At 65.4% G+C, this 2,586-nt stretch carries 4 protein-coding genes; 3 read left to right on the top strand and 1 reads right to left on the bottom strand.

The features are described 5' to 3' along the window. Nucleotides 1–39 precede the first annotated feature (39 nt). Genes RT662_RS13205 through RT662_RS13195 form a run of 3 tightly spaced genes read left to right on the top strand, consistent with a single transcriptional unit; the run spans nt 40 to nt 2,008 of the window. Nucleotides 40–945, top strand: a complete 906-nt coding sequence (locus RT662_RS13205) for a haloalkane dehalogenase (RefSeq protein WP_313671163.1) — start codon at nt 40–42, stop codon at nt 943–945. A gap of 5 nt (nt 946–950) precedes the next feature. Then, a complete protein-coding gene (locus RT662_RS13200; protein WP_313671162.1) occupies nt 951–1,361 on the top strand; it encodes a DUF1330 domain-containing protein in 411 nt (136 codons plus the stop codon). Continuing rightward, nucleotides 1,358–2,008, top strand: a complete 651-nt coding sequence (locus RT662_RS13195; RefSeq protein WP_313671161.1) for a DsbA family protein — start codon at nt 1,358–1,360, stop codon at nt 2,006–2,008. Before RT662_RS13200 ends, RT662_RS13195 begins: the two co-directional genes overlap by 4 nt. Here RT662_RS13195 and RT662_RS13190 read toward each other — a convergent pair. Continuing rightward, the coding region (locus RT662_RS13190; protein WP_313671160.1) for a YoaK family protein at nt 2,005–2,586 on the bottom strand (582 nt) is incomplete at its 5' end. The genes RT662_RS13195 and RT662_RS13190 overlap by 4 nt on opposite strands.

Genomic DNA, 2,586 nt, shown 5'->3' with positions numbered 1-2,586 from the left:
GCGCACTGGGCCGCGAGGCCAATCAAAAGGAAGCCATGAATGCGAGTGTTGCGCACGCCGGATGAGGCCTTTGAAGGCCTCGCCGATTACCCCTTTGCCCCGCATTATCTGGAGCTGAAGGACCGCGCGACCGGCACGCCACTGCGCCTGCATTATGTTGACGAAGGCAACCGCGAGGCGGCGCCCATCCTGCTGATGCATGGCGAGCCGAGCTGGAGCTATCTCTACCGCAAGTTCGTGCCGCCGCTGGTTGCGGCCGGGCACCGGGTGGTGGCGCCCGATCTGATCGGCTTCGGCAAGTCCGACAAGCCGGCGGACCGCAGCGACTATACATTTGAGCGCCATGTCGAATGGATGAGCGACTGGCTGACCGCACTCGACCTCACCGATATCACCCTGTTCTGCCAGGATTGGGGCGGCCTCATCGGCCTGCGCCTTGTCGCAGCCTTTCCGGAGCGTTTTGCCCGGCTGGTGATCGGCAACACCGGGCTGCCAACCGGCACGGGCTGGTCGGAAGGCTTCAAGGCGTGGCTGGCGTTCAGCCAGAAGGTGGATACCTTCCCGGTTGGCTTCATCGTCAACGGCGGCTGCACCCGCGATCTGACACCGGCGGAACTGGCGGCGTATGAAGCGCCGTTCCCGGATGAAAGCTTCAAGGAAGGCGCCCGCCAATTCCCTACGTTGGTGCCGATCACGCCGGAACACGCCAGCGTGGCCGAGAACAAGGCAGCGTGGGAGGTGCTGGGCCGGTTCGACAAGCCGGTGGTCACCTGTTTTTCCGACCAGGACGCCGTCACCCGCGGCGGCGAGAAGCTGTTCATCGAGCGCGTGCCGGGGGCCAGGGGGCAGCCCCACACGATCGTGAAGGGCGCCGGCCATTTCCTGCAGGAGGATGCGCCGGACGAACTGGTGCGCATCATCCTTGATCACATCAACCGAGGGTAAGAGACATGCAGGTGAAGAACGAGACCGCGCCGCGGCCGGAACTGGCGCAGGCCTTTTTCAGCGATGCCGATCATGGCCCGATGGTGATGGTCAATTTGCTGAAGTTCAAGGAGAAGGCGACCTATCCCGATGGCAGGGATCCCGAACTGTCGGGCCGTGATGCCTATAACCGCTACGGCGCCGGCGTGGTGGCCTGCCTTGAAAAGGTTGGCGGCCGGGTGGTCTATTCGGGGCCGGTCTCGGGCATCCTGCTCGGCGATGTCGAGGAGATGTGGGATGCCGTCGCGCTGGCCTATTATCCCAGCCCGCAGGCGATGCTGCAGATGGTGGCGCTGCCGGAATATCAGGCCATCGAGATCCACCGTTATGCCGGGCTGGCCGGGCAGCTCAACATCCGCACGAAAGCGCCACAATGAGCCTGAATTTCGATCTCTTCTGGTCGTTCCGTTCGCCCTACTCCTATCTGCTGCTGCCGCGCGTGGTCGATCTGGTGGCCAGCCACGGCGTCACCTGCACCGTGCGCATCGTCTATCCGATCGCGGTGCGGCAGGCGGATTTCTTCCAGAAGGTCGATCCGCTGTGGGTGTTCTATCTGATGAAGGACACGTATCGCGAGGCGGAGTTTCTGGGCATGCCCTATCGCTGGCCCAAGCCCGATCCTGTCTACATGGATCCGTCCACCCGGCTCTATCCGCCGGAACAGCCGCACATCCACCGCCTGTCGCAGCTTGGCATTGCCGCCACCGAAGCCGGGCGCGGGCTGGAGTTCATCCGCGAAGTTTCCCACACCATCTGGTCGGGCACGGTGGACGATTGGCACGAAGGCGATCACCTGAGCGAGGCTGCGGCGCGGGCCGGGCTTGATCTGGCCGCGCTCGATGCGGCGGTGGCTGCCAACCCCGATCATTATCGTGCCGCCATCGATGCCAACCAGGACGCCCAGCGCGCCGCCGGCCATTATGGCGTGCCGCTGATGGCGCTGGAGGGTGAGCCGTTCTTTGGCCAGGATCGCTTTGATCAACTGGTCTGGCGGCTCAAGCAGAAGGGGCTGCAGGCCCGTTAAAGATCGATCAGCAGCGCCAATCCGGCGGCGACGGCGGCAGCGATGCCCAGGTTCGCCATGCCCAGCATTGGCCAGGCCAGCGCCCCGGCCACGGCGCCGCCGATCATCGCCAGCCACAAGAGCAGCCATGGCAGGAAGGCCAGCGCCGGCCCGCCGCTGAGCGCCAGCGCCAGCCGCTGGCCGATCTTGACGAGATTGCCGGTCATGAAGGTGAGGCTGATCCGCACGTCGCCGCCGGCTTCGAACACGCAGTTTTCGGCGCCCATTGCCATCGCCGCCATCAACAGGGCCGGCCAGATGAAGCCGGCCTGGCCGAGCGTGAAACCGCTGCCCAGCAGCGCCGCCACCAGCAGCAGTTGCCCGCGCCGGCGTTTGCTGTTCAGGCGGCGGCCGATCAGTGTGGCCAGCGTCACCCCGGCGACGAACGCTGCCAGCAGGCTGCCGGCCAGCGCGGCAAACTGGCTGGCTTGCGCCAGGCCAATGCCCAGCCGCGTGCTGTTGCCGCTCATGAAACTGATGAACAGGCCGCCCGACGCGATGAAGCCGATGGCATCGACATAGCCGGCCAGCGCCGCCAG

Source organism: Sandarakinorhabdus sp. (genome assembly GCF_032115815.1).
GTDB lineage: Bacteria > Pseudomonadota > Alphaproteobacteria > Sphingomonadales > Sphingomonadaceae > Sandarakinorhabdus.
The sequence above is the reverse complement of the archived record's forward strand: the minus strand, read 5'-3'. Positions and strand labels throughout refer to the sequence as shown.